The sequence below is a fragment of the Pseudomonas sp. LAM2023 genome, from assembly GCF_016620375.1.
Classification (GTDB): domain Bacteria; phylum Pseudomonadota; class Gammaproteobacteria; order Pseudomonadales; family Pseudomonadaceae; genus Aquipseudomonas; species Aquipseudomonas anuradhapurensis.
Genome location: NZ_JAENHV010000036.1, coordinates 401,128 through 425,976, shown reverse-complemented (window position 1 = coordinate 425,976; position 24,849 = coordinate 401,128). Strand labels below are relative to the sequence as shown.

Genomic DNA, 24,849 nt, shown 5'->3' with positions numbered 1-24,849 from the left:
TTATGGGCCCGGCAGTGCCGGGGGTATCGAATGGGTCAAGGTAGAACGGCGGTGAGCACCGGCTCACCGGCAAAGAACGCCTGCAAGTTGCGCAGCACCAAGGCTAGCGTGTCGCGTGCCGCCTCTGGCGACTGGCCGGCCACATGGGGCGTGAGCACGGTATTGCCGAGGGCCTTGAGTGCATCGGGCACCTGCGGCTCGTCATCGAACACATCGAGCGCCGCGCCGGCCAGCCGGCCCTGCTGCAGCGCGGCAACCAGCGCCTGGGTGTCGACTACGCTGGCGCGGGCGATGTTGACCAGGAAGCCCTTGGCGCCCAGCGCATCGAGCACCGGGGCATCGACCAGATGGCGGGTATCGGCACCGCCGGGGGTAGCCACCAGCAGGATGTCGACGGCCTCGGCCAGGTGCAGCGAGCTGTCGTAGCAGGTGTAGGGCAGATCTTGGCGTGGTGTGCGGCTGTGGTAGCTGATGGGCATGTCGAAGCCCTGATGGGCGCGCCTGGCGATAGCCTGCCCGACCGCACCGAGGCCGAGAATGCCCAGGCGCTTGCCAGTCACCGAGGGGCTGATCACTCGGTTCCATTCGCCGTGGCGGATACTGGCATCGGCGCGGGGAATGTCGCGCAGCAGCGCCAACATCAATGCCATGGCGTGGTCAGCGACCGCGTTGGCATTGGCCCCGGCACCGTTGGTGACGGTGATGCCGCGGGCGGCTGCGGCGGCCAGATCGACCTGCTCGTAGCCGGCGCCAATCACGCAGATGATCTGTAATCTGCGCAGGGCTTGGATTTCGGCGGCAGTCAGACCCAGCGGGCCGCGGGTGAGTACCACATCGATTGCATCGGCGTGGTGCCGAATGGCCTCGGCGCGCAGTTGCGGTGAGGGGGCACGAATCAATTGGTAGCCAGCCTGCTCCAGCAGGGGCAGGTAATCGTCGACGGTTTCTACCAGGACCAGGACTGTCTTGCGCATGCCACCTCCGGATCAGTTCAAGGTGGGATTATGCGGAATCACCGACCAGTACAGTCAACCGAAATAATGAGGCAGAACTGCACTGTTCCGCTCAGCATGGCTTCCTGCCCCTGTCTTGCTCTTGCTCGTGCTCTTGCTCTTGCTCTTGCTCTTGCTCTTGCTCTTGCTCTTGCTCTTGCTCTTGCTCTTGCTCTGCTTTTGATCTTGATCTTGATCTTGATCTTGATCTTGATCTTGATCTTGATCTTGATCTTGATCTTGATCTTGATCTTGATCTTGATCTTGATTTTCGCGACTTCAGGAGGCCGAACGTAGGCCTTGCGGAGGGAGGTGACGGGCATGGATGCCCGTCAAGCGCTGAGGCCCCATGGATGGGGCCTGCAGCGCGTCCTCCCGGGAGCAAGGCCGGAGTGAGGGAACCCCGAAGCGCAGCGTAGGGGCCGGATGATGGGAGCGCAGCGTTTTTTGGTTACTTTTTGCCGCGTTTGGCAAAAAGTGACTCGCCGTAAGGGCGAAACGGTGAGTCAGCGTCGTCATCGCCAATGGACTTTGCGCGCGATAAAAACCAGCGCTATCCCGCTTCAATCTTTTCGCTTTTCGCTTTCAGGCGTAGGCTTCAACAACAAGGTCAACATTCATTTTCAAAGGTGGCGCTTAGTCACCTTTCCGCCCTTACGGCGGGTCACTTTTTGTCAAACGCGACAAAAAGTAACCAAAAAACGCTGGCTCCCATCATCCGGCCCCTACGCTGCGCTCCGGGGTCCCCTCGCTACGGGCTTGCTCCCGGGAGGACGCGCTGCAGGCCCCATCCATGGGGCCTCAGCGCTTGACGGGCATCCATGCCCGTCACCTCCCTCCGCAAGCCCTTCGCTCGGCCTCCTGAAGTCGCATTCGGCGGCGCCTGAACTATCGCGCGCTTAGAAGCAAGAGCAAAAAGCAAAAGCAAAAGCAACGTTAACGCTGCAACTACTGCGCGAATGCGCGTCCCAAGCCACCCGGTACGCCACTGCTGTCCGTTTCCTGCCAAGGCCCATTCGGGCTCAGCGACCAACTCCAGCCGTTATCGAACCGGTAGTAGGTACGCTGGCGGTAGAAGGTATTGGGTTGCTTCTCAAGTACGTATACACCCAGTTTCGGATCCCAGTGGCTCGCCCCGCCAGGCGGCGGCGCGAAGCTGGCCGAAGTACGCGGCATCGGTTTGGGGATGGCCGCCGGCTTGCTCGGCGCAGTGGACGGTTGCCCACCCGGCACCGGCTTGACCACCGGCCCCTGCTGCGGCAACCGCTCGATCGGCGGCTCCGGCCGCTCGTACGGTTCATGCACCGTACACGCAGACAAACCCAGGGCGAGGGTGATCAGGGTCAGGCGGACGGTGCTGTGCATGGCATTGCTCTCTTACGGGTCGGGGCTGTCGATGGTCAGGTGCTGGGTGGCCTGCGTGGCGCTGGGCAGTGGCGCACCCTGGCCAATCCACTCGCCATGGGTAGGCTGGCCAGCGCGCGAGACACGTGCAACCAGTTGGACTTCGGCAAAGTCGGACAGTTTCATCTGCGGCATCATCGCGTCAGCATCGGACAATTCCACCTCGATCGGCAACTGCGCCACCGTCACCCGCTTGGCCGCCAACGGCATCGGCGGCCCATTGCTGGCGCGAGCGAAGATGAACACCGTGTCGTTCGCCCGAACCTTGTCTTTCAACGCCGCAGCCAGCTCCACCCGCACCTTCAGGCGCGCCACCACCGGCGCGGCTTGCGCGGCCTGGCCCGGCGAGCCGCCCAGGCGCTCGGCAGCGCGGTCAATGCCGCCCTGCAGTGCGTCACGCGATGCGTCGCCTTCCGGCAGTTGGGCCAGCAAGCGCTTCCAGTAATCGATCGCTTCCTGGTAACGCTCGCCCTCGAACGCAGCGATACCACGCAGCCCCAGGCTGGTCACTTCGCTGGGATCGGCTTTCAGTGCTTCGTCAGTCAGCGCCTGCACCTGCGGGCTCCATTGCTTGCCAGCAGCGAAGTACAACGCCTGGGCCCACTGCCCGAGCAATTCGGGCTGGCGCCCGGCCAAGGTCACGGCGCGCTCGAAGGTACGCGCGGCGTCGGCCGGGCGCTGTTCGGCCATATAGGCACGCCCCAGGAAGTACACCGCCTCGGCCGAATCCGGCTGGGCCTGCACCACCCGCTCCAGGCGTGCCGTCATCTCTTCCATCGACTTGGGCGCCGCGGCGAATTCCTGGGTCAGCGCCACTTTGTCCGCCGCGCCAAAATGCAGGTACAGCCCCAGCGCCAACAGCGGCACCAGTAGCGCCACCAGCACTGGCAACGCCTTGCCCAGGTGGCCCTGACGCGCAGGTTCGGCACCTTCTGTGTCCGCCAGCAGCTCGCGGGCGGCTTCGTCACGGCCCTTGGCCATCTGCGCGTCGTCAAGCACGCCAGCGGCCTGCTGCGCCGCCAGTTCGCCAATACGCTCCTGGTACAGCGCCACGTTCAGGGCGGTGCGGTCTTCTTCCTGCTGCTGGCGACGGCCACGCAGGATCGGGATCAGCAGAAAGCCGATGGCAGCGAGCAGCAGCAGGCCCGCACTAAGCCAGAATTCAGTCATGGGTCTGTTCTTTTTCCAGCAGTTTGGCGAGACGCTCGCGTTCTTCGAAGGACAGCTCCTGCGCAGCCTGGGTGGCCGAACCACGGCGACGGCGCACGATCACCGCCAGCACCACGAAGCCACCGACCAGCAGAATCCCCGGGCCGAACCAGAGCAACCAGGTGCGGCCACTGAGTGCCGGCTTGTAGCGCACGAAGTCGCCATAGCGGTCGACCATGAAGTCGACGATCTGCTGGTTGCTCTTGCCTTCACCGAGCATGCGGAAGATTTCCCGGCGCAGGTCGGCGGCGATCGGTGCGTTGGAGTCGGCGATGTCCTGGTTCTGGCACTTGGGGCAACGCAGTTCCTTGGTCAGCTGCTGGTAACGCTCGCGCTCGGCGTCATCGCGGAACTGGTAGGTATCGATGGCCGCCTTGGCCACACCGGCCAGGCTCATGCCCAGCACGGCCGCTGCCAACCAGCGCTTCATGGCCTGGCCTCGTCGACCAGGCCTTGGTACAGCGGTGCCAGCTGTTCGCGCCAGACGCTGGCATCGACGATGCCGACGTGCTTGTAGCGGATGATGCCCTTGGCGTCGATCAGGAAGGTTTCCGGCGCGCCGTACACGCCCAGGTCCAGGCCCAGGCTGCCCTGTTCGTCACGGATGTCCAACTGGTACGGGTTGTGGAATTCGGCCAGCCACTTCTGTGCGGCGGCGTTATCGTCCTTGTAGTTGATGCCGTGGATCACCACGCCCTGCTCGGCCAGCTGGTTGAGGTATGGGTGTTCGACCTTGCACGACGGGCACCAGGTCGCCCACACGTTGACCAGCGCCGGGCGGCCCTGCAAGTCAGCCTGGGTCAGGGTACGGTCGCCTTGGGTCGAGGCCAGGGAAAACGCCGGGAACGGCTTGCCGATCATCGCCGACGGCAGCTCGTCGGGCTTGAGGAACAGCCCCTTGTAGAGGACAACCGCCATCAGCAGGAACACCACCAATGGCACCACCATGATCCAACGCTTCATGCAGCTGCTCCAGATACGCCCAGGGCTTCACGCACCCGGGTCTTGACCTTGACGCGGTAGCGCCGGTCGAGGGCCGCCAGCAACCCGCCCAGGCCGGTCAGCAGACCGCCCAGCCAGATCCAGCGGACATAAGGCTTGATATGCACGCGTACTGCCCAGGCGCCGTTTTCCAGCGGCTCGCCAAGGGCAACATACAGGTCGCGGGTGAAGCCGGCGTCGATGCCGGCTTCGGTCATCATCGACTGCTGCACGCTGTACAGGCGCTTTTCCGGGTGCAGGGTGGTCACTTCGCGGCCATCGCGGCTGACCACGATGGTGCCCTTGTCGGAGATGAAGTTCGGCCCTTCGTAGTGCCTGGCGCCTTCGAACAGGAAGTGATAACCGCCCAGCTCGACGCTTTCGCCCGGCGCCATGCGCAGGTCGCGCTCGGCGCTGTTGTTGCTCGACAGCACCACGCCCAAGGCACACACCGCCAGGCCCAGGTGCGCCAGCTGCATGCCCCAGTAGCTGCGCGAAAGGCCCAGCACGCCTTTGACCAGGCCTTTGTGGCGGGTCTTGTCGAAGATGTCGCGCAACCCGCCGAGCACCACCCAGGCAGCCAGGGCGAAGGCGCTCAGCGCTGGCCAGTCGAAATCATCGACGATGAAGCCGGCGAGCGGCGCCAGCACTGCGCTGCCGATCAATACCGGGGTCATCATGCTCGCCAGCCACTTGCCCGGGGTGTCTTTCCAGCGCACCACCACGCCCACGCCCAGCACCACCATCAGCAGCGCCATCAACGGCAGGAACAAGGCATCGAAGTATGGCGGGCCGACCGACAGCTTGGCCCCGCTGAGGGCGTCGAGCACCAACGGGTACAAGGTGCCGAGCAGGATCATCGAAGCAGCGACCACCAGAATCAGGTTGTTGGCCAGCAGCAACGTTTCCCGCGACCACAGGGCAAAGCCGACCTGGCTCTTGACCACCGGCGCGCGCACGGCGAACAAGGTCAGCGAACCGCCGACCACGAACAGCAGGAAGATCAGGATGAACACACCACGCGCCGGGTCGGCGGCGAACGCATGCACCGAGGTCAACACCCCGGAGCGGACCAGGAAAGTACCCAGCAGGCTCAGCGAGAACGCGGCAATCGCCAGCAGCACGGTCCAGCTCTTGAACACCCCGCGCTTTTCCGTCACCGCCAGCGAGTGGATCAATGCGGTGCCCACCAGCCAGGGCATGAACGAGGCGTTCTCGACCGGGTCCCAGAACCACCAGCCGCCCCAACCGAGTTCGTAATAGGCCCACCACGAACCCAGGGTGATACCCACGCCGAGGAAAGCCCAGGCGACGATGGTCCACGGCCGCGACCAGCGCGCCCAGGCGGCATCCAGGCGCCCACCGAGCAGCGCGGCGATGGCGAAGGCAAAGGCCACCGAGAAACCGACATAGCCCATGTACAGCATCGGCGGGTGGACGATCAGGCCGAAGTCCTGCAGCAACGGGTTGAGATCGCGGCCATCGCTCGGCACCTGCGGCAACAGGCGCTGGAACGGATTGGAGGTGATGATCAGGAAGCTCAGGAAGCCGACGCTGATCATGCCCATCACCGCCAGCACGCGCGCCAGCATCACCTGTGGCAGCTGGCGCGAGAAGATCGACACGGCGAAGGTCCAGCCGCCGAGGATCAGCGCCCAGAGCAACAACGAGCCTTCATGGGCGCCCCACACGGCGCTGAACTTGTAGTACCACGGCAGGGCGCTGTTGGAGTTGCTGGCCACGTAGGCGACCGAGAAGTTGTCGGTCATGAACGCGTGGGTCAGGCAGGCGAAGGCAAAGGCCAGGAACGCGAACTGGCCCCAGGCCGCCGGGCGCGCCAGGCTCATCCACAGGCTGTCGTTACGCCAGGCGCCGAGCAGTGGCAACGTGGCCTGCACGGCGGCAAAGCAGATCGCCAGGATCATGGCCAGCTGGCCGAGCTCGGGTATCACCAGCGCCGCGTTCATGGCCTGGCCTCCATGCCGCCAGCCGCCTGGCCGCTTTCCTTCAGGGCCTTGGTCACTTCGGGCGGCATGTACTTCTCGTCGTGCTTGGCCAGCACTTCATCGGCGACCACCACGCCGTCGCCGTTGAGCTTGCCGAGGGCGACGATGCCCTGCCCTTCACGGAACAGGTCCGGCAAGATGCCGCGGTAGGTGATCGGCACGGACTTGTTGAAGTCGGTGACCACGAAGCGCACGTCGAGCGAATCGGCGGAACGCTGCACCGAGCCCTTCTCGACCATGCCGCCAGCGCGAATGCGCGTGTCCAGCGGTGCCTCGCCGTTGGCGATCTGGGTCGGGGTGTAGAACAGGTTGATGTTCTGCTGCAATGCGCTCAAGGCAAAGCCGACGGCAACCCCGACGCCGACCAGCAGGCCGACGATGAGCAACAGGCGTTTCTTGCGCTGCGGATTCACTGGTTGTTCTCCCGGCGCAAACGGCGCGCCTCATCTTGCAAATAGCGACGACGAGCCAGCACGGGTGCGGCAACATTCAGCGCCAGCACCGCCAGGCAGACGCCATAGGCCGTCCACACATACAGGCCATGGTGGCCCATGGCGAGAAAGTCACCGAAGGTGGCAAAACTCATGGCGCGGCCCTCTGCCCCAGGCTGTTCAATACTTCCTCCCTGACCCAACTGGCGCGCGCCTCACGTTTGAGCACTTCAAGGCGCATGCGCAGCAACAACACCGCACCGAAGAAGCAGTAGAAGCCCAGCGCCGTGCACAGCAGTGGCAGCCACATTTCGGCGGGCATCGCCGGCTTTTCCGTGAGGGTGAAGGTGGCGCCCTGGTGCAGGGTGTTCCACCACTCCACCGAATATTTGATGATCGGGATGTTCACCACACCGACAATCGCCAGCACCGCACAGGCCTTGGCGGCACTGTCACGATTACTGATCGCCTGGCCCAACGCAATAATGCCGAAGTACAGGAACAACAGGATGAGCATGGACGTCAGCCGGGCATCCCAGACCCACCAGCTGCCCCAGGTCGGCTTGCCCCAGATGGCGCCGGTGACCAGCGCCACGGCGGTCATCCAGGCACCGACGGGCGCGGCGCATTGCAGGGCGACGTCGGCCAGTTTCATCTTCCACACCAGCCCCACCACCCCGGCCACGGCCAGCAGCACGTAGCAGGATTGCGCCAGCATCGCCGCCGGCACGTGGATGTAGATGATGCGGAAGCTGTTGCCCTGCTGGTAGTCCTGGGGGGCGAAGGCCAGGCCCCAGGTGATGCCGACCAGCAGCAGCAGCACGGCAGCGCCGGCAAGCCACGGCAGCATGCGGCCGCTGATGGCATAGAACCATTTGGGGGAGCCCAGCTTGTGGAACCACGTCCAGCTTATTTTCATCAGGGTACATCCAGGGTATTGGCCGGGCTTGAAAGCCCGGGACTCGTTATTCGCCGACGCTGATCTTCAGGCCGGCCGCTATCGCAAAGGGTGCCAGGGTCACGGCCAGGGCCGTGAGGCTGGCCAGCCAGAGCAGGTAGCCGGTTGCCGGCATATTTTGCAACGCCGCTTGCAACGCACCACTGCCCAGGATCAATACAGGGATATACAACGGCAGAATCAGCAATGCCAGCAGCAAACCACCGCGCTTCAGCCCGACCGTCAGCGCCGCGCCGACGGCGCCCAGCAGGCTCAGCACTGGCGTACCCAGCAGCAGCGAACCGAGCAGCACCGCCAGGCACTGGCTCGGCAGGCCCAGCATCAGCGCCAGCAGCGGCGCCAACAATACCAGTGCCAGCCCGGAAAAGATCCAGTGCGCCAGCACCTTGGCCAGCACCAGCAACGCCAGTGGATGCGGCGACAGCACCCATTGCTCCAGCGAGCCGTCCTCGAAATCACTGCGGAACAGGCCGTCCAGCGACAGCAATACCGCGAGCAGTGCCGCCACCCAGACCAAGCCTGGCGACAAGGTTTGCAACAATTGGCTTTCCGGGCCGACCGCCAACGGGAACAACGCCACCACGATGGCAAAGAACACCAGCGGGTTGGCCAGTTCGGCCGGGCGGCGGAACAGCAGCCGCGCTTCGCGGCGCAACAACAGGATGAATACGCTCATGCGGCCCATTGCCCCAGGTTCAGTTCACGGTAGCCGGATGGCTTGCGCGCCAGCGTGTGGTGGGTGGTCAGCACCACCGTGCCGCCCTGCTCGCAGTGGGCCGCCAGGTGCGCTTCAAGCTGCGCCACGCCTTGCTTGTCGAGGGCGGTGAAAGGTTCATCGAGGATCCATAGCGGCGGGCTGGCCAGGTACAGCCGGGCCAACGCCACGCGGCGCTGCTGGCCTGCCGACAGGGTGTGGCAGGGCACATCTTCGAAACCGCGCAGGCCGACCGCTGCGAGTGCCGCCCAGATGGCCTCGGGGGTGGCCGGCTGATGCAGGGCGCCGAGCCAGCTGAGGTTCTCCTCCGCGGTGAGCAGGTCCTTGATGCCCGCCGCATGGCCGATCCACAGCAGGATGCTGGCCAGGGCATGGCGCTGCTCGCCGAGCGGCTGCCCGCCCAGCAGGATCTGCCCGGCGGTGGGTTGCATCAGCCCGGCCAGCAGGCGCAGCAGGCTGGTCTTGCCGCTGCCGTTGGGGCCGCTGATCTGCAGCATGTCGCCAGGGCGCAGCTCGAAATCGAGGTGCTCGAACAGCAGGCGCAAGTCGCGCTCGCAGGCCAGGCCCACGGCTTGGAGGTGAAGGGTCACGGATTCGCCTTATCTAGATGCTTCTCAAGTCGCCCCCCTTGCTGCCGTTATACTGGCTAGGGCGGGCGGCCTGCATTATTGCATGTGCGGCCACGCTGCCAAGAGGGCGGGCTCCACAGGTTGTATACAATCATGACTGAAATCAATAGTCTTGGCGCACAAACCGCGGTCAATGCGCAGGCGCTCAAGGCCCAGCTGACCGCTGCACTGCTCGACCTGGCCCAGCCCCAGCCGGGCCTGCTGAAGCCCGGCGAAGCCGCTCAGGCCGAGGTCTTGTCGATGCGCCAGAGCGGAACCACCTTCCAGCTGGTGCTGCAGGTGATCCAGGCCAACGGCAGCCAGACTCAGGTCCAGGCCACTGCCAGCCAGCCGATTCCGCAAGGTAGCCAGGTCACAGTCAGCCAGCCTGAAAGCAATCGCCTGGCCATCCTCGTGCAACAGGCCAACGCCAGCAATATCGCCACCCTGACGCGGCTCGACACCCGCCAGGTGGCCGTCGGTACCCTGCTGCAAGGCAAGGTGCTGACCAACCAGCCACTGCCGGTGCAGGCGGGCGAAACAGCCAGCTTCCGCTCGTTGGTCAGCCTGCTCAACAGCGCCCAGGCCGGTGCCATCCTGACCATCGACAGCCCGCGCCCGCTGCCGGTCGGCAGCCTGCTCAGCGCCGTGGTCCAAGGTGACCAGTCGCTGCGCTTCGTACCGCTGAGCGGTCGCCAGGAACAATTGAACATCGCCCAGCAGCTGCTCACCCAGCAAGGCAGGCAGGCGTCCCTGCCCGGCCTGCTGAACGCCTTGCAGCAGATTGCCAACGGCCAGGGCAGCGATAGCGAGCTACGCAGTACCGCCAATACCCTGCTCGCCAGCCTGGCGGATGCCCGCCAGCTCAGTGACGGCAAAACGCTTGCCCAGGCCATCAGCAACAGCGGTGTCTTCCTCGAGGGCAAACTGCTCGGCGGCCTGAGCGCCAGCGTGGCCACCGACCTCAAGGCGCAACTGGTGCGACTGGTAGCCCAGGCATCGGTCAATGCCCCGGCCAACCCGGTAATCGCCACGGCGACCCTGGCCCAGGCACTGCCGGCCATGGCTCGCAGCGCGCTGGGCATGCTCGACCGGGTCAGCCCACGGACACCGCCGGGTGCCTTCCCGCTGCCATCGCGTTTGCTCCAGGCCATGGAAAACGAAGGCGACCTGCAACAGTTGCTGCGCCTGGCTGCTGCTGCCATCTCGCGCCTGCAGAGCCACGCGCTGAGCAGCCTGCAACAATCCGGCACGCTGGAAAACGGCAACCTGCAGACTACCTGGCAGACCGAAGTCCCGGTCCGCCACGGGCAGGAGTTCATCCCCCTGCAAGTGAAGCTGCAGCGCGAAGAAACCCCGGAACAACAGGCCGAACGCCAGCAGCGTGAACAGCCCGACCCGCTGCAAGCACTGTGGCGGGTCGACCTGGCCTTCGACCTGGCCCCGCTGGGCCCGCTGCAGGTCCAGGCGCAGCTGGCACAGGGACGCCTCTGCGGCCAATTGTGGGCCGAGCGCGAACAGACCGCACGGCTGATCGAGAGCCAGCTCGGCGACTTGCGTGCCCGCCTGCTGGCACGTGGCCTGGAGGTCGGCGACCTGGAATGCCGACCGGGCATCCCGCCACAGGGCCCGCACACGCGCATCGAACAACGCTGGGTAGACGAGACCGCATGATCGACAGACAACCGCGCCAGGCCATCGCCTTGAGCTACGACGGCGAGCAAGCACCGACCCTGACCGCCAAGGGTGACGACGACCTGGCCGAGGCAATCCTGGCTCTGGCCCGCGAACATGAAGTGCCGATCTACGAAAACGCCGAACTGGTGCAACTGCTGGCGCGCCTGGAGCTGGGCGAGCAGATCCCCGAGGCCCTGTACCTGACCATTGCCGAAATCATCGCTTTCGCCTGGCAGTTACGCGGCAAGGTACCCGCCGGCTTCAGCGACGAACCCGGCGCGCCCCGCGATATCACCCCGGTAGCCGCCGTGTTGCCTGCGGATCAGCGCCGGTAGTTATCTACCACCTCTGCTCGCGCCAGGCATTCAGCCTTGCCGCTCTTTCCAACGAGCAAGGCGAATAGCATGTCCACCAGCCGCATCAACACCGCCGGCGTGAATTACGTCCGCGATCATCTCACCCATATCCCCCGCCCGGACCGTGAAGCCAGCCGGGCAATCCGTCAATGGCTCAGGCAGCAAGGCCATGACGTCGCCCCCGAACAGATCGATGTCGTGACCCTGCACTACCGCGCCGATGCCAGCGGCGGCTACCTGGCCGCCATTATCCAATGCCTCAGCTTGCCACAGGCATTGCTGAGCAACTGGCAAGGGGAATCCAACAACGATCTGTTCGGTGCCCTGTTTGCCGCGCCGTGGGCTGGCAGGCTGCCCGATGGCCCACTGCAGCTGGTCGAAACCCTGCCAGCGCCTGGCTTCAATCACTATGGCGCCGCCTACTCGGTGTTCAATGGCCTGTTCCGCCGCACCAGGCCACAACGTTATGACGCCTCGACGCACCTGCCGATCGCTGCCGAGGCCTTCCAGCAATTCATCCACGAACTGGATTTCCATGCGCCGTTCAAGGCGCAGCTCGACCGCTACTGGCGCGACCATTTGCCCGATCACCGTCTGGTCAGCAAGCTCAACTTCATTGCCGCCTGCAACAGCCAGGTCGCCGAAGGCAGCCTCAGCGAAGCGGCCAGGAAGCTGGCATGGCAAGCCGCAGGGCTGATGCCGCGCGGCGGCAAGTTGCGCCTGAGCACCCTGAGCATCTATGGCTACGCCGCCACCGACATCCTCTACCTGAATGACAAGGCCAGCGACCTGACCCTGTTGTATATACCCGGCAACAGTTCGCCGCTGCTGGAATTCGCCAGCGAAAACGCCATGAAGGACTGGATCGGGCACCAATGCAAGGAGCCTGCCAGGCGCTTGGCCCTGAAGCAGCACTTCCGCCTGGCCGACTGCCCGCAAGGCCTTGACTTCAGCGGCCTGGACACTGCCCTGGAAGGCCTGGCGGAATACCCCTCCAGCCATCGGCTGCCACCCGAACACGGCTACTTCAACGACGACGGCACCTGGCCACCACGAACCTACGTCAACTACCGGCCAGGCAAGTACAACCCGAGGATAACCGGCGACCTGTTCCAGGCATTGGCCGAACGCCAACGCCAGCGCAGTTACGATGACGCCGACTTCCTCATCACCCGTGATAGCCAGATCAGCAAGGCCCGATGGCTCGGTTACCTGACCACGACGCTAAATCTGCTGGCGCCGTTGTGCCTGGTAGTGCCAGGCCTGGCACCGTTGTTGGCCGTGGGTGGCATCGCGCAGCTGGGCCTGGGGTTGGACCAGGCAATCAATGGCAAGTCGTCGAAGGACCAGGAAGCCGGTGTCGGCAATATCACCTGGGGCCTGTTCAATGCCGTGCCGCTGGCCATCGCCGGCGCCACCAGGGCCAAGGCACTGTTCGAATTCAAAACCGAAGGTTTCATAGCACCAGTACGGCTGAACGAGCAGATCGGTTACCCATTGAGCCCAGTCTCGCCACCTCGGTTCCCTGAGCCTGAAGGGGCGCGCTACTTCCATACCCATGAGCCCATTACGCCACTGCCGGGAGGCGACCAGGCCATTGCCGATTCGGTTATCCGCACGCCGCTCTACACCGGCGGTGTCGATAATCTCGATGCCAGTATCGATACCTATAACGCACGGGTAGTCTATGACTTGGAGCGCGATGTATTCATTCGCGAGGAAGACCTGAATGAGGTCGAGCCAGTCGGCTATGTCGCAAGGGTTGGAAGCAGGGACCTGCAGCCCGTGCGCAGCCCTCGGACAGTCACCAACGCCATGCGCAGCCGTAGCTTGCGCGCGCTGGGCATTGATCTGGCGCTGCCAGTGCGGATCCCGCCATTGGCCACCGAAAGCCAGGCGATTCCCAAGCAGGTGTCTTGCCTCTGGGTAGGCGACAAGGTCATCGCTCCCGAACTGCTGGCCAACCTGGGCAGGAATGCTGTCAGGCTTGGAAACAGCGAGTACACCCTGCGCCTGTTCCTTTCCAGTGCCGCCCCCGAAGCCTATACCGAAAACCTGCGCCTGCTGGCTGAGCAAGCCCCTGATCTGCAAGTGCTGCCGCTGGAAGAACAAGCCTTCTTCAGGGCATTTCGCCAAAGCAGATATTATGCCCAGTACGACGCCGCGCTGGATGGCAATGGTGGCATTGCCAGCAACTATGCCTCTGCCTCCGACGTTCTACGCTACCCGATGCTGCATCACGAAGGGGGCCTGTACATGGATGTTGACGACACTCTGCTGGACACTGGCGAAACCATTGACCAAGTCGAACTATGCACTACCCGCGACGGCCTGCTGCTGGCCCCCCCCATGTCCAACGAGAAAATGGGCATGAACTGCCTGTACAACACCAGCCTGATCGGCAGCCACGCCGGCAACCCGACCCTGGAAGCCATTTCCGAAGAAATGCTTGCACGCTACCAGCTCAACCAAGACTTCTATGACAGCAGGCCCAGCCTGGCCGATGACCCAGCGAACTTCTACCGGTATGCCAACCGCCTCAGCCGCATGACCGGCCCGGCCATGCTCAGCGATGTGGTCGATCGCCACTTGCCGGCGCTACGCACCTTGCGGCAGATCCTCAACCTGTACTGCGTACCACGGGTCAACGCCTACCGGTTCGTCGACCTGCCGCAAAGCCAGGCGGCAGTGCGCACGCTGCTACCACTCAACCGCTTCGCCAAGGTGGGAGGCAATCATTCGTGGAGCAGGCCGTAAGGGTAAAAACGGGCGAGTTGCGTCGCCCGTTTCATCAACCGTTGCGGTGCAGCTTGCTCATCAGTTCGGCCTCAGCCTGGGTCAGACCGCAGCTTTCGGTCAGTTCGGCGACGCTGGCCCCCATGCCCACCAGCTTGGCGGCCTGGGTGAAAGTGACGTTTCCGGGGTCGCGTTGCTCCAGCTGCTGGATCCGGTCCGGCAGCGACGCAACCGACACGCTCAACGCATGCAGCGCCTCGCCCATGCGCACGCTACCGTTCTGGTAGTCGTCCAGGCGCTTGGCCAGGTCCTTGATGCGCTGGTCACGCAGCGCATCACCCACGGCCTGTTGGGCGGCAAGCTCCCGCTGGCGCTTGCTGTAGTTGAGGAAAAACCACAGGCTCGCAGCCCAGGCCAGCGCCAGGAAGATGACAGCAACCTCGAGGATCAACTCAGATATTCTCCAGCTCGGACCACTCTTCCTCGGTCATCATCTTGTCCAGTTCAACCAGGATCAGCAGCTCACCGTTCTTGTTGCACACGCCCTGGATGAACTTGGCCGATTCCTCGTTGCCCACGTTCGGCGCGGTCTCGATCTCGGACTGGCGCAGGTACACCACCTCGGCCACGCTGTCGACCAGGATGCCGACCACTTGCTTGTCGGCCTCGATGATGACGATGCGGGTATTGTCGGTGACTTCGGTCGGCATCAGGCCAAAGCGCTGACGGGTGTCGATCACCGTCACCACGTTGCCGCGCAGGTTGATGATGCCCAGCACGTAGCTTGGCGCACCCGGCACCGGGGCGATCTCGGTGTAGCGCAACACTTCCTGCACCTGCATCACGTTGATGCCGTAGGACTCGTTGTCCAGACGGAAGGTAACCCATTGCAGGATCGGATCTTCGGAACCTTGTGCAGACGACTTTTTCATTCCCCTACCCTCAATATCCGCCACTGGCGGTGTGTTCGGTGTCATTTCTGTTTCGCATGCAACTGCTTGGCTGCACCGCTGGCGATCAGTTCGGCCAATGCAGCGACGTCGAGCAATGCACACATGTGTTCGATAACCGTGCCGGCCAACCACGGGCGCTGGCCACGCTGGCTACGCCACTTGATCTCGGACGGGTCCAGGCGCAACGAGCGGCTGACCTGGTGCACGGCCAGCCCCCATTCATAGCCCTGCACGGAAATCACGTACTGCAGGCCCTGGCGAAAATCATCGCGGTAGCGGTCAGGCATGACCCAACGCGCCGTGTCCAGCACCTTCAGGTTGCCGGCCTGGCAGGTCAGGATGCCCAGGAACCAGTCAGGCTGGCCGAACAAGGGCGTCAGCTCCTGGCCGGCCAGGGAGTAGATCGAGCCCAGGCATACCAGTGGCACCGCCAGGGTCAGGCCGGCCACGTCGAACAGCAGGCATTCGAATGGCTCGGCCGCCCAGGCCGGTCGGCCATCGACGGTGCTCGGCGGCACGGGTAGGTCAGGCCCCGGCAAATGCACATCCACCAAGGGCATCGCCACCACGGTGGGTTGTTCGACCAGCAGCGGGATACTGGCCTCGGCTACGACTTCCCGCTCGACCACTGACACGACCGGGGCTTCAACCGGAATCACGTTGGGCAACACCGCCGGCGTGGGCTCGGCGAAAGGCCGTAGCGCCGGGCTGGCGATGGTCTCGAGCGGTGCGGGCCGGGCCTGTTGCCGGGCATCGCGTGCCTGTTCTTCGCGCACCGCGTCGGCGAACTCGTCCGCCACGGCGGGCGCAACGAGCAGGTCTGCGGCCTCGGTGGCATCCTGCAACAGACCGTCAAGGTAGGATTGCAGGGCCATCTGCGGCCGGCTGCTGGTTGTCTTGGTCTGGGTCATCAAGCCACCTGCGCCGCAGTCTTGTAAGTCAGCAGGTGCTTGAGCAACGCGCGGTAGGCCACCAGGCCACGGCTCTTGCTGTCGAATTGCGAGGGCGTGACGCCCTTGCGGCTGGCATCACGCAGGCGCGTATCTACCGGGATGTAACCTTGCCACACATGCTGGCCGTAACTGTCACGCAACTGCTTGAGCGTGCCCAGCGAGGCCTGGGTACGACGGTCGAACAGGGTCGGCACGATCTGGTACGGCAGCGCCTGTTTGCGGGAGCGATTGACCATGCCCAGGGTGCCGACCATGCGCTCCAGGCCCTTGACTGCGAGAAACTCGGTTTGCACCGGGATCACCAGCTGCTGGCTGGCGGCCAGGGCATTGACCATCAGCACGCCGAGCAAGGGCGGGCTGTCGATCAGGGCAAAGTCGAAATCCTGCCACAGCTGCGCCAGACTCTTGGCGATTACCAGGCCCAAGCCATTCTGCCCCGGCGACTGACGCTCCAGCACGGCCAGCGCGGTGCTCGACGGCAACAGCGAAATACGCTCGTCACTGGTGGGCAGCAGCAATTGTCCGGGCAAGCCCTCGGGCACGGCGCCCTTGTGCAGGAACAGGTCGTAGCAGCTGTGCTCCAGGGCATCCGGGTTGTGCCCGAAGTAACTGGTCATCGACCCGTGCGGGTCTAGGTCGACGACGACCACGCGCTTGCCGGCCTCGGCCAGCAGGCCGGCCAGGGCGATGGTGGTGGTGGTCTTGCCGACACCACCTTTTTGATTGGCTACTGCCCAGACTCTCATCAAGCAAACTCTATCTATTGATTTGGCAGGAACACTGCTGGGGCAACTGTCTTGCTGAACATCTGAAAGCTCGCGCGATCAGTGTGGGAGCGGGTTTACCCGCGAACACCGGCGCAGCCGGTGCCATGTACCGTGTCGCCTTCTTCGCGGGTGGACCCGCTCCCACAGGGGACCGCGCTACATTCAACTATTTGGCAGCGTCGGGGAATTGACGGATCACTGCCCCGCCACCGTTGCTGGCGTTGCCGGTGCACTTTGTGTGCCAGCCCGGCGCAATGCCGCATCCGGCTTGGCATTGGCGCTACCTGAACCGGTCAGGCTGCGGCGTACTTCGAGGTTACGGGAAATCACCAGCACCACCCGGCGGTTGCGCGCGCGGCCTTCGGCCGTGTCGTTGCTGGCCACCGGCTGGTACTCGCCGTAGCCCACCGAGGCCATGCGTGCCGGGTCGACCCCTTCCATGGCCAGCAGGCGCACGATGCTCGCCGCGCGTGCCGACGACAGCTCCCAGTTGGTCGGGTACTGTGCCGTGCGGATCGGCAGGTTGTCGGTGAAGCCTTCGACGTGCACCGGGTTGGCGAACGGCTTGAGAATCCCGGCCACCTTTTCGATGATGGCGAATGCCTTGTCGCTGGGCATGGCATCGCCGCTGCCGAACAGCAACGAGGAATTGAGTTCGATCTCGATCCACAATTCATTGCCGCGCACGGTCATCTGGTCGCTGCTGATGAGGTCGCCAAAGGCATCGCGCACGTCATCGCTGATGGTTTTCAGCGGGTCGGCAGTGCTCGCCGCCAGAGCGGCATCGGTCTGTTCGCTGTCCTTGACCAGCGGCTCGGCCGGGCGCACGCTCAGCGGCCGCTCGTCGCCGATGGGGATCGGCTTCATGCTGCGTTCGGGGTCGTTGAACACCCCGAGCAAGGCCTGGGAAATGACTTTGTACTTGCCCTCGTTGATCGAGGAAATCGAATACATCACCACGAAGAAGGCGAACAGCAAGGTGATGAAGTCGGCGTACGACACCAGCCAGCGTTCGTGGTTCTCGTGTTCCTCGGCATGACGACGGCGACGCATGGGTTACTCCATGAAGCCTTGCAGCTTCAGCTCGATCGAGCGGGGGTTCTCGCCTTCGGCAATCGACAGCAGGCCTTCGAGCAACATCTCGCGGTAGCGCGACTGGCGCATGACGATGGCCTTCAGCTTGTTGGCGATCGGCAGCAACACCAGGTTGGCGCTGGCCACACCGTAGATGGTGGCGACGAAGGCCACGGCAATGCCGTTGCCCAGTTGCGACGGATCAGCCAGATTGCCCATCACGTGGATCAGGCCCATCACCGCGCCGATGATGCCGATGGTCGGCGCGTAGCCGCCCATGCTCTCGAACACTTTGGCAGCCTGGATATCACGGCTTTCCTGGGTCAGGAAATCCACCTCAAGGATGCTGCGGATGGCCTCCGGCTCGGCGCCGTCCACCAGCAGTTGCAAGCCTTTGCGGGCATACGGGTCGGACTCGGCATCGGCCACCCCTTCCAGGCCCAGCAGGCCTTCCTTGCGCGCCGTCAGGCTCCAGTTCACCACGCGATCGATGCCGCCGGCCAGGTCGACCCGTGGCGGGAACAGGATCCAGCGCAGAATCTGCAAGGCGCGCTTGAACGACGCCAGCGGCGACTGCAGCAAGGCCGCCGCCAGGGTGCCGCCGAGCACGATCAGCGCCGCAGGGCCATTGATCAGCGCGCCAACATGGCCGCCTTCGAGGAAGTTGCCACCGACGATGGCGACAAACGCGAGGATCAGGCCGATCAGGCTGAGCACGTCCATCAGACGCACGCCTCCACCAGGTGCTTGCCGATATCGTCCAGGCTGTACACCGCATCGGCGAGGTTGGCCTTGACGATGGCCATGGGCATGCCATAGATCACGCAGCTGGCTTCATCCTGGGCCCACACCGTGCTGCCGCCCTGCTTGAGCAGGCGGGCGCCTTCACGGCCATCGGCGCCCATGCCGGTGAGCACCACCGACAGCACCTTGTCGCCATACGACTTGGCCGCCGAGGCGAAGGTGATGTCCACGCACGGCTTGTAGTTCAGGCGCTCGTCACCGGGCAGGATCTTCACCGTACCACGGCCGTCGATCATCATCTGCTTGCCACCGGGTGCCAGCAGCGCCAGGCCAGGGCGCAGCATGTCGCCGTCCTCAGCTTCCTTGACACTGATGCGGCACAGCTTGTCCAGGCGTTCGGCGAAGGCCTTGGTGAACGCCGCCGGCATGTGCTGGATCAGCACGATCGGTGCCGGGAAGTTGGCTGGCAGCTGGGTCAGCACACGCTGCAGGGCAACCGGGCCACCAGTGGAGGTGCCAATGGCCACCAGCTTGTACGGCTTGCGCTTGGGCGCCGGCGAATGCGCTGGCGCGGCTACCGGGGCTGCGGCACGGCTGGTTACCGGCGTACGTGCCGGGGCCGGGCTGGCGATGCTGCTGGCAGGCGCCGGCGTAGCCACTGGCGCGGGGCTGGCGTAGCTGCCAAAGCGGCGGTTGCTGCGGGAAATGGTATGCACCTTCTCGCACAGCAGCTGCTTGACCTTTTCCGGGTTGCGCGAGATGTCCTCGAAATTCTTCGGCAGATAATCCACCGCCCCGGCATCCAGTGCGTCGAGGGTGACGCGGGCACCTTCATGGGTCAGCGACGAGAACATCAACACCGGCGTCGGGCAGCGCTGCATGATATGCCGCACTGCGGTGATGCCGTCCATCATGGGCATCTCGTAGTCCATGGTGATGACATCGGGCTTGAGCGCCAGCGCCTGGTCGATTGCTTCCCTGCCATTGGTCGCGGTACCCACCACCTGGATCGTCGGATCCGCCGCGAGGATTTCCGAGACGCGGCGGCGGAAGAAACCGGAATCATCCACCACCAGGACCTTGACTGCCATAAACACTCCGTTAGGTGGCGCAACCCGCCAGGGTGCGCCACCGAAATCAAATACGCCGTGCGGCGTAACGCTTGAGCATGCTCGGGACGTCGAGAATCAACGCGATGCGACCGTCGCCGGTAATGGTGGCCCCGGACATCCCCGGGGTGCCCTGCAGCATCTTGCCCAGCGGCTTGATTACCACTTCTTCCTGGCCAACCAGTTGATCGACGACAAAGCCGATGCGCTGGGTGCCGACCGACAGGATCACCACATGACCCTCGTGCTGCTCTTCGTGCACCTGGCCCTGGACCAGCCAGCGCTTGAGGTAGAACAACGGCAATGCCTTGTCGCGTACGATCACCACTTCCTGGCCGTCGACCACGTTGGTGCGCGACAGGTCGAGGTGGAAGATTTCGTTGACGTTGACCAGCGGGAAGGCGAACGCCTGGTTGCCCAGCATCACCATCAGGGTCGGCATGATCGCCAGGGTCAGCGGCACCTTGATGACGATCTTCGAGCCCTGGCCCTTGGCCGAGAAGATGTTGATCGAGCCGTTGAGCTGGGAAATCTTGGTCTTCACCACGTCCATGCCGACACCACGGCCAGACACGTCGGAAATCTCGGTCTTGGTCGAGAAGCCCGGGGCGAAGATCAGGTTGTAGCAGTCCGATTCGCTCAGGCGATCGGCGGCGTCCTTGTCCATCAGGCCCTTTTCCACGGCCTTGGCGCGCAGGATGTTGGGGTCCATGCCCTTGCCGTCGTCAGAGATCGACAACAGGATGTGGTCGCCTTCCTGCTCCGCCGACAGTACCACCCGGCCAGTACGCGGCTTGCCTGCAGCCTCACGTTCTTCAGGCATTTCCACGCCGTGGTCGACCGCGTTGCGCACCAGGTGCACCAACGGGTCGGCCAGGGCCTCGACCAGGTTCTTGTCGAGGTCGGTTTCTTCACCGACCAGCTCCAGGTTGATCTCTTTCTTCAACTGGCGGGCCAGGTCACGTACCAGGCGCGGGAAGCGGCCGAAGACTTTCTTGATCGGCTGCATGCGGGTTTTCATCACCGCGGTCTGCAGGTCGGCGGTGACCACGTCGAGGTTGGACACGGCCTTGGACATGGCCTCGTCGCCGCTGTTCAGGCCCAGGCGCACCAGGCGGTTACGCACCAGCACCAGTTCGCCGACCATGTTCATGATCTCGTCCAGGCGCGCGGTATCAACCCGCACGGTGGTTTCCGCTTCGCTGGCGCCGTGCTTGTCGGCAGCCGGGGCCGGCGCGCGTGGCGCCGCAGCAGGCTTGCTGGACGCTGCGGGAGCCGCAGCAGGGGCTGGCGCTGCGGCAGGCTTGGCCACTGGCTGGCTGTCGGCCTTGGCGGCAGCCGGCGCTTGCACCTTGGCCGCAGCGGGGGTTTCGGCAGCGACCACTTCGCCGCCGAACTTGCCCTTGCCGTGCAACTGGTCCAGCAGCGCCTCGAACTCGTGCTCGCTGATTTCGTCACCAGCGGCGCCAGGGTCAGCAGCGGCAGGCGCCGAAGCCTTGGCGGCCGGCAAGGCGTCGGCCTGGAAGGTGCCCTTGCCATGCAACTGGTCGAGCAGCGATTCGAACTCGGCGTCGGTGATTTCGTCGCTGGCCGCTTGTGGCGCGCTGGCGACCGCTGGCGCGGCAAGCTCGGCACTGAACTGGCCCTTGCCGTGCAACTGGTCGAGCAGCGATTCGAATTCGGCATCGGTGATCTCGTCACCTTCGCCACTGACGGTCTCGCCCTGCAGCTGCTCGTCGGCCGCAGCTTGCGCCTTGACCGCATCGAGCGAGTCGAGCAACTGCTCGAACTCGCTGTCGGTGATGTCCTGCTCTTCGGCGGCAGCCTCGACAACCGGCTCCGCTGCCGCAGCGGCAGGCGCTTCGGCTTCTTGCGCAGCGCCCGGCTCGGCCAGGCGCGACAACGCCGCCAGCAGCTCGGGGGTGGCCGGGGTCACTTCGCTGCGTTCGCGCACCTGGCCAAACATGCTGTTGACCGTATCCAGTGCCTCGAGCACCACATCCATCAGTTCCGCATCGACCCGGCGCTCACCTTTGCGCAGGATGTCGAACACGTTCTCGGCGATATGGCAGCACTCCACCAGCTCGTTGAGCTGGAGGAAGCCGGCGCCCCCTTTTACAGTGTGGAAACCGCGAAAGATCGCATTGAGCAGGTCGGCATCGTCGGGCCGGCTTTCCAGCTCGACCAGTTGCTCGGACAGTTGCTCAAGAATTTCGCCGGCTTCTACCAGGAAATCCTGGAGGATTTCTTCATCGGCGCCGAAGCTCATCAAAGGTGCTCCTTAAAAACCCAGGCTGGACAGCAGATCATCGACATCGTCCTGACCGGACACGACGTCTTCACGCTTATCGGCATGAATCTGCGGACCTTCACCCCGAGTCGGATGTTTTTCTCGATCTTTTTCTGCGCGCAGTTGATCGTGGTCATGCTGGATACCCGCAAAGCGGTCGACCTGGCTGGCCATCAGCACCAGTTTCAGCAGGTTGCTTTCCACTTCGGTCACCAACGCGGTGACGCGCTTGATCACTTGGCCGGTCAGGTCCTGATAGTCCTGGGCCAGCAGAATGTCGTTGAGGTGGCCGGCAACCTTGCGGTTACCTTCGGCGCTGTGCGTCAGGAAACTGTCAACCCGCTTCACCAGGTCGCGAAACTCCGGCGCAGCCACTTCACGGCGCATGAAACGCTGCCAGTCGCTGCTCAGGGCCGCAGCCTCGCTGGCCAGGTCGTTGAGCACCGGGGTGCTTTCCTCGACCAGGTCCATGGTGCGGTTGGCCGCGCCCTCGGTGAGCCTGACCACGTAGGACAGGCGCTCGGTGGCGTCGGTTATCTGCGACACCTCCTCGGCCTGCGGCATGGTCGGGTCGATCTGGAAACTGACAATGGCACTGTGCAGCTCACGGGTGAGCTTGCCGACTTCCTGGTACAGGCCGCGGTCGCGGGTCTGGTTCAGCTCGTGGATCAGCTGCACCGCCTCGCCGAACCGGCCGTGCTCAAGGCTTGCGACCAGTTCCTGGGCATGCTTCTTCAGGGTCGACTCGAACTCGCCCAAAGACGTTTGTGATGAATCCATGGCGCCCCCCTGACGAGACTCAGCCGTTGACGCGTTCGAAGATCTTCTCGATCTTTTCCTTGAGCACCTGGGCGGTGAACGGCTTGACCACATAGCCATTGACCCCGGCCTGGGCCGCTTCAATGATCTGGTCGCGCTTGGCCTCGGCGGTCACCATCAGTACCGGCATGGCTTTCAGCTTGTCGCTGGCACGCACCTTGCGCAGCAGGTCGATGCCGGACATGCCGGGCATGTTCCAGTCGGTCACCAGGAAATCGTAGTGGCCGTTCTCCAGCATCGGCAGCGCCGTGATGCCGTCATCGGCCTCCTCCGTGTTGGTGAAGCCCAGGTCACGCAACAGGTTCTTGATGATCCGCCGCATCGTCGAAAAGTCGTCAACGATGAGGATTTTCATGTCTTTGTTCAAGTAGACCTCCAAGCAGTCTCTAACGCGCTCGGCCCCGAGCACGCATTCAATCAATTGGGTACAACGTGGAAAACGACTGCAACGACACCGGGTTCAACGCGCCCGCCATTCGCCCAGGCGGCTGCGCAGGCGCGCGGCACACTGGCTGTGCAACTGGCTGACTCGCGACTCGCTGACCCCAAGCACCTCACCGATTTCCTTGAGGTTCAGCTCTTCGTCGTAGTACAGCGCCAGCACCAGGCGCTCACGCTCCGGCAGGTTGGCGATGGCCTCGGTCAGGGCCGCCTGGAAGCGCTCGTCCTCCAGGCCACGTGCAGGTTCGACCTGACCACTGGCACCATCCTCATGCAACCCTTCGTGCTCGCCGTCCTGCAGCAGGTCGTCGAAGCTGAACAGGCGGCTGCCCAGGGTATCGTTCAAGATCCCGTAGTAATCATCGAGACTCAACTGGAGTTCGGCAGCAACTTCATGATCTTTAGCGTCACGCCCGGTTCTGGCCTCCACGGCACGCATCGCGTCACTGACCATGCGCGTGTTGCGGTGCACCGAACGTGGCGCCCAGTCGCCCTTGCGCACTTCGTCGAGCATGGCGCCGCGAATACGAATGCCAGCGTAAGTTTCAAAGCTGGCGCCCTTGCTGGCATCGTACTTGTTGGCCACTTCCAGCAGGCCGATCATGCCGGCCTGGATCAGGTCCTCGACCTGCACGTTGGCCGGCAACCGCGCCAACAGGTGGTAGGCGATGCGCTTGACCAATGGGGCGTAGCGCTCGATCAGCTCGTACTGCGCGTCTTTCGATGCTCGGCTGTACATCTTGAAACCACTCGCATTCATAACACGGGTCCCGCGCTGGTGGGTTGCACCAGGCGCTCGACAAAGAATTCCAGGTGACCGCGCGGGTTGGCCGGCAGCGGCCAGCTGTCGACCTTCTGCGCAATCGCCTTGAATGCCAGGGCGCACTTGGAGCGAGGGAAGGCTTCGTAGACGGCGCGCTGCTTCTGCACGGCCTTGCGCACGCATTCGTCATACGGCACGGCGCCCACGTACTGCAGGGCGACATCGAGGAAGCGGTCGGTGACCTTGGTCAGCTTGGCAAACAGGTTGCGCCCTTCCTGCGGGCTCTGGGCCATGTTGGCCAACACGCGGAAGCGGTTCATGCCGTAGTCGCGGTTGAGCAGCTTGATCAGGGCATAGGCATCGGTGATGGACGTGGGTTCGTCACACACCACCAGCAGCACTTCCTGGGCCGCGCGGACGAAGCTGACCACCGAGTCACCAATACCGGCAGCGGTGTCGATCACCAGCACGTCGAGGTTGTCGCCGATTTCGCTGAACGCCTGGATCAACCCGGCATGCTGGGCCGGGGCCAGGTGCACCATGCTCTGGGTGCCCGAGGCCGCCGGGACGATGCGCACACCGCCAGGGCCCTGCAGCATCACGTCACGCAGCTCGCAGCGCCCCTCGATGACATCGGCCAGGGTGCGCTTGGGCGTAAGGCCGAGCAACACGTCGACGTTGGCCAGGCCCAGGTCGGCGTCGAGCAGCATGACCCTGCGGCCGAGCTCGGCCAGCGCCAGAGACAAGTTCACTGAAACGTTAGTCTTGCCGACGCCACCTTTGCCACCGGTCACGGCGATCACCTGTACGGGATGCATGCTACCCATGTCTGTTATTTACCTTGTCTCGCTGGGACTCAGGCC

The 24,849-nt window shown here is 64.0% G+C and carries 27 protein-coding genes; 3 read left to right on the top strand and 24 right to left on the bottom strand.

Translation table 11 applies throughout. The annotated features are described in order from the left end of the window. Positions 1–35 precede the first annotated feature (35 nt). The 12 genes from JKP78_RS21725 to ccmA all read right to left on the bottom strand — a co-directional run bounded on the left by JKP78_RS21725 (position 36) and on the right by ccmA (position 9,286). Positions 36–974 (bottom strand): 2-hydroxyacid dehydrogenase, encoded by a 939-nt coding sequence (locus JKP78_RS21725; RefSeq protein WP_200627569.1) that lies wholly within the window; start codon positions 972–974, stop codon positions 36–38. A gap of 38 nt (positions 975–1,012) precedes the next feature. Beyond that, positions 1,013–1,315 carry a hypothetical protein gene (locus JKP78_RS21720; protein ID WP_200627567.1) on the bottom strand — a complete coding sequence of 101 codons (303 nt, stop codon included), beginning with the start codon at positions 1,313–1,315 and terminating at the stop codon, positions 1,013–1,015. A gap of 625 nt (positions 1,316–1,940) precedes the next feature. After that, positions 1,941–2,357: a hypothetical protein gene (locus JKP78_RS21715; RefSeq protein WP_186688855.1), complete on the bottom strand. Its 417-nt coding sequence runs from the start codon at positions 2,355–2,357 to the stop codon at positions 1,941–1,943. 12 nt (positions 2,358–2,369) lie between these two features. After that, complete coding sequence (gene ccmI, locus JKP78_RS21710) at positions 2,370–3,566, bottom strand: c-type cytochrome biogenesis protein CcmI (protein ID WP_200627566.1); 1,197 nt, start codon at positions 3,564–3,566, stop codon at positions 2,370–2,372. Then, positions 3,559–4,035, bottom strand: a complete 477-nt coding sequence (locus tag JKP78_RS21705) for a cytochrome c-type biogenesis protein (protein WP_170031054.1) — start codon at positions 4,033–4,035, stop codon at positions 3,559–3,561. Before JKP78_RS21705 ends, ccmI begins: the two co-directional genes overlap by 8 nt. Further along, on the bottom strand, positions 4,032–4,568 hold the full coding sequence (locus JKP78_RS21700; protein ID WP_186679782.1) for a DsbE family thiol:disulfide interchange protein: 537 nt from the start codon (positions 4,566–4,568) through the stop codon (positions 4,032–4,034). Before JKP78_RS21700 ends, JKP78_RS21705 begins: the two co-directional genes overlap by 4 nt. Continuing rightward, positions 4,565–6,538, bottom strand: coding sequence for a heme lyase CcmF/NrfE family subunit (locus tag JKP78_RS21695; protein ID WP_170034239.1), 1,974 nt, complete (start codon positions 6,536–6,538; stop codon positions 4,565–4,567). The genes JKP78_RS21700 and JKP78_RS21695 overlap by 4 nt, the downstream gene beginning before the upstream one ends. A gap of 11 nt (positions 6,539–6,549) precedes the next feature. Then, positions 6,550–7,005 (bottom strand): cytochrome c maturation protein CcmE, encoded by a 456-nt coding sequence (gene ccmE, locus JKP78_RS21690; protein WP_170031058.1) that lies wholly within the window; start codon positions 7,003–7,005, stop codon positions 6,550–6,552. After that, on the bottom strand, positions 7,002–7,178 hold the full coding sequence (gene ccmD / locus JKP78_RS21685) for a heme exporter protein CcmD (protein WP_186688840.1): 177 nt from the start codon (positions 7,176–7,178) through the stop codon (positions 7,002–7,004). Before ccmD ends, ccmE begins: the two co-directional genes overlap by 4 nt. Next, positions 7,175–7,942 carry a heme ABC transporter permease gene (locus JKP78_RS21680; RefSeq protein WP_186688839.1) on the bottom strand — a complete coding sequence of 256 codons (768 nt, stop codon included), beginning with the start codon at positions 7,940–7,942 and terminating at the stop codon, positions 7,175–7,177. The genes ccmD and JKP78_RS21680 overlap by 4 nt, the downstream gene beginning before the upstream one ends. A 46-nt stretch (positions 7,943–7,988) precedes the next feature. Further along, a complete protein-coding gene (gene ccmB / locus JKP78_RS21675; protein ID WP_186688837.1) occupies positions 7,989–8,657 on the bottom strand; it encodes a heme exporter protein CcmB in 669 nt (222 codons plus the stop codon). Continuing rightward, on the bottom strand, positions 8,654–9,286 hold the full coding sequence (gene ccmA, locus JKP78_RS21670; protein ID WP_170031064.1) for a cytochrome c biogenesis heme-transporting ATPase CcmA: 633 nt from the start codon (positions 9,284–9,286) through the stop codon (positions 8,654–8,656). Before ccmA ends, ccmB begins: the two co-directional genes overlap by 4 nt. A 132-nt stretch (positions 9,287–9,418) precedes the next feature. Here ccmA and fliK point away from each other — a divergent pair, with 132 nt between their 5' ends. The 3 genes from fliK to JKP78_RS21655 all read left to right on the top strand — a co-directional run bounded on the left by fliK (position 9,419) and on the right by JKP78_RS21655 (position 14,094). After that, on the top strand, positions 9,419–10,978 hold the full coding sequence (fliK, locus tag JKP78_RS21665) for a flagellar hook-length control protein FliK (RefSeq protein ID WP_186688835.1): 1,560 nt from the start codon (positions 9,419–9,421) through the stop codon (positions 10,976–10,978). Next, positions 10,975–11,316, top strand: coding sequence for an EscU/YscU/HrcU family type III secretion system export apparatus switch protein (locus tag JKP78_RS21660; RefSeq protein WP_186688833.1), 342 nt, complete (start codon positions 10,975–10,977; stop codon positions 11,314–11,316). The genes fliK and JKP78_RS21660 overlap by 4 nt, the downstream gene beginning before the upstream one ends. 69 nt (positions 11,317–11,385) lie before the next feature. Beyond that, positions 11,386–14,094: a dermonecrotic toxin domain-containing protein gene (locus tag JKP78_RS21655; RefSeq protein ID WP_200627565.1), complete on the top strand. Its 2,709-nt coding sequence runs from the start codon at positions 11,386–11,388 to the stop codon at positions 14,092–14,094. A gap of 34 nt (positions 14,095–14,128) precedes the next feature. Here the strand turns inward: JKP78_RS21655 and JKP78_RS21650 are convergent, their stop codons facing one another. From JKP78_RS21650 to fleN, 12 genes are all read right to left on the bottom strand, one after another. Continuing rightward, a complete protein-coding gene (locus JKP78_RS21650) occupies positions 14,129–14,524 on the bottom strand; it encodes a DUF2802 domain-containing protein (protein WP_186688817.1) in 396 nt (131 codons plus the stop codon). Position 14,525: 1 nt separating this feature from the next. Beyond that, on the bottom strand, positions 14,526–15,005 hold the full coding sequence (locus JKP78_RS21645; RefSeq protein ID WP_003254393.1) for a chemotaxis protein CheW: 480 nt from the start codon (positions 15,003–15,005) through the stop codon (positions 14,526–14,528). Positions 15,006–15,046: 41 nt separating this feature from the next. Continuing rightward, positions 15,047–15,937 carry a CheW domain-containing protein gene (locus JKP78_RS21640; RefSeq protein WP_200627564.1) on the bottom strand — a complete coding sequence of 297 codons (891 nt, stop codon included), beginning with the start codon at positions 15,935–15,937 and terminating at the stop codon, positions 15,047–15,049. Beyond that, positions 15,937–16,725, bottom strand: a complete 789-nt coding sequence (locus tag JKP78_RS21635; RefSeq protein WP_186688811.1) for a ParA family protein — start codon at positions 16,723–16,725, stop codon at positions 15,937–15,939. The genes JKP78_RS21640 and JKP78_RS21635 overlap by 1 nt, the downstream gene beginning before the upstream one ends. A gap of 216 nt (positions 16,726–16,941) precedes the next feature. Continuing rightward, a complete protein-coding gene (gene motD / locus JKP78_RS21630; RefSeq protein ID WP_170031080.1) occupies positions 16,942–17,799 on the bottom strand; it encodes a flagellar motor protein MotD in 858 nt (285 codons plus the stop codon). A gap of 3 nt (positions 17,800–17,802) precedes the next feature. Then, a complete protein-coding gene (locus JKP78_RS21625) occupies positions 17,803–18,543 on the bottom strand; it encodes a flagellar motor protein (protein ID WP_186688808.1) in 741 nt (246 codons plus the stop codon). Then, positions 18,543–19,655, bottom strand: coding sequence for a protein-glutamate methylesterase/protein-glutamine glutaminase (locus tag JKP78_RS21620; RefSeq protein ID WP_186688805.1), 1,113 nt, complete (start codon positions 19,653–19,655; stop codon positions 18,543–18,545). Before JKP78_RS21620 ends, JKP78_RS21625 begins: the two co-directional genes overlap by 1 nt. A gap of 46 nt (positions 19,656–19,701) precedes the next feature. Next, the gene (locus tag JKP78_RS21615; RefSeq protein WP_200627563.1) at positions 19,702–21,942 is read right to left on the bottom strand and encodes a chemotaxis protein CheA; all 2,241 of its coding nucleotides are present in this window, start codon (positions 21,940–21,942) and stop codon (positions 19,702–19,704) included. 12 nt (positions 21,943–21,954) lie between these two features. Next, positions 21,955–22,743, bottom strand: a complete 789-nt coding sequence (locus JKP78_RS21610) for a protein phosphatase CheZ (protein ID WP_170031087.1) — start codon at positions 22,741–22,743, stop codon at positions 21,955–21,957. A 19-nt stretch (positions 22,744–22,762) separates the two neighbouring features. Then, the gene (locus JKP78_RS21605) at positions 22,763–23,137 is read right to left on the bottom strand and encodes a chemotaxis response regulator CheY (protein ID WP_170031088.1); all 375 of its coding nucleotides are present in this window, start codon (positions 23,135–23,137) and stop codon (positions 22,763–22,765) included. A gap of 105 nt (positions 23,138–23,242) precedes the next feature. Continuing rightward, positions 23,243–23,983 (bottom strand): RNA polymerase sigma factor FliA, encoded by a 741-nt coding sequence (gene fliA, locus JKP78_RS21600; protein ID WP_046614576.1) that lies wholly within the window; start codon positions 23,981–23,983, stop codon positions 23,243–23,245. After that, positions 23,980–24,822, bottom strand: a complete 843-nt coding sequence (gene fleN, locus JKP78_RS21595) for a flagellar synthesis regulator FleN (RefSeq protein WP_170034241.1) — start codon at positions 24,820–24,822, stop codon at positions 23,980–23,982. The genes fliA and fleN overlap by 4 nt, the downstream gene beginning before the upstream one ends. Positions 24,823–24,849 lie beyond the last annotated feature (27 nt).

Bases quoted from the DNA above. Each gene is read 5' to 3' on its own strand.
- JKP78_RS21725 (WP_200627569.1), bottom strand. From the start codon at position 974: ATGCGCAAGACAGTCCTGGTCCTGGTAGAAACCGTCGACGATTACCTG.
- JKP78_RS21720 (WP_200627567.1), bottom strand. From the start codon at position 1,315: ATGCCCGTCACCTCCCTCCGCAAGGCCTACGTTCGGCCTCCTGAAGTC.
- JKP78_RS21715 (WP_186688855.1), bottom strand. From the start codon at position 2,357: ATGCACAGCACCGTCCGCCTGACCCTGATCACCCTCGCCCTGGGTTTG.
- ccmI (WP_200627566.1), bottom strand. From the start codon at position 3,566: ATGACTGAATTCTGGCTTAGTGCGGGCCTGCTGCTGCTCGCTGCCATC.
- JKP78_RS21705 (WP_170031054.1), bottom strand. From the start codon at position 4,035: ATGAAGCGCTGGTTGGCAGCGGCCGTGCTGGGCATGAGCCTGGCCGGT.
- JKP78_RS21700 (WP_186679782.1), bottom strand. From the start codon at position 4,568: ATGAAGCGTTGGATCATGGTGGTGCCATTGGTGGTGTTCCTGCTGATG.
- ccmD (WP_186688840.1), bottom strand. From the start codon at position 7,178: ATGAGTTTTGCCACCTTCGGTGACTTTCTCGCCATGGGCCACCATGGC.
- JKP78_RS21680 (WP_186688839.1), bottom strand. From the start codon at position 7,942: ATGAAAATAAGCTGGACGTGGTTCCACAAGCTGGGCTCCCCCAAATGG.
- ccmB (WP_186688837.1), bottom strand. From the start codon at position 8,657: ATGAGCGTATTCATCCTGTTGTTGCGCCGCGAAGCGCGGCTGCTGTTC.
- fliK (WP_186688835.1), top strand. From the start codon at position 9,419: ATGACTGAAATCAATAGTCTTGGCGCACAAACCGCGGTCAATGCGCAG.
- JKP78_RS21660 (WP_186688833.1), top strand. From the start codon at position 10,975: ATGATCGACAGACAACCGCGCCAGGCCATCGCCTTGAGCTACGACGGC.
- JKP78_RS21655 (WP_200627565.1), top strand. From the start codon at position 11,386: ATGTCCACCAGCCGCATCAACACCGCCGGCGTGAATTACGTCCGCGAT.
- JKP78_RS21645 (WP_003254393.1), bottom strand. From the start codon at position 15,005: ATGAAAAAGTCGTCTGCACAAGGTTCCGAAGATCCGATCCTGCAATGG.
- JKP78_RS21640 (WP_200627564.1), bottom strand. From the start codon at position 15,937: ATGACCCAGACCAAGACAACCAGCAGCCGGCCGCAGATGGCCCTGCAA.
- JKP78_RS21635 (WP_186688811.1), bottom strand. From the start codon at position 16,725: ATGAGAGTCTGGGCAGTAGCCAATCAAAAAGGTGGTGTCGGCAAGACC.
- motD (WP_170031080.1), bottom strand. From the start codon at position 17,799: ATGCGTCGCCGTCGTCATGCCGAGGAACACGAGAACCACGAACGCTGG.
- JKP78_RS21625 (WP_186688808.1), bottom strand. From the start codon at position 18,543: ATGGACGTGCTCAGCCTGATCGGCCTGATCCTCGCGTTTGTCGCCATC.
- JKP78_RS21620 (WP_186688805.1), bottom strand. From the start codon at position 19,655: ATGGCAGTCAAGGTCCTGGTGGTGGATGATTCCGGTTTCTTCCGCCGC.
- JKP78_RS21615 (WP_200627563.1), bottom strand. From the start codon at position 21,942: ATGAGCTTCGGCGCCGATGAAGAAATCCTCCAGGATTTCCTGGTAGAA.
- JKP78_RS21610 (WP_170031087.1), bottom strand. From the start codon at position 22,743: ATGGATTCATCACAAACGTCTTTGGGCGAGTTCGAGTCGACCCTGAAG.
- JKP78_RS21605 (WP_170031088.1), bottom strand. From the start codon at position 23,137: ATGAAAATCCTCATCGTTGACGACTTTTCGACGATGCGGCGGATCATC.
- fliA (WP_046614576.1), bottom strand. From the start codon at position 23,983: ATGAATGCGAGTGGTTTCAAGATGTACAGCCGAGCATCGAAAGACGCG.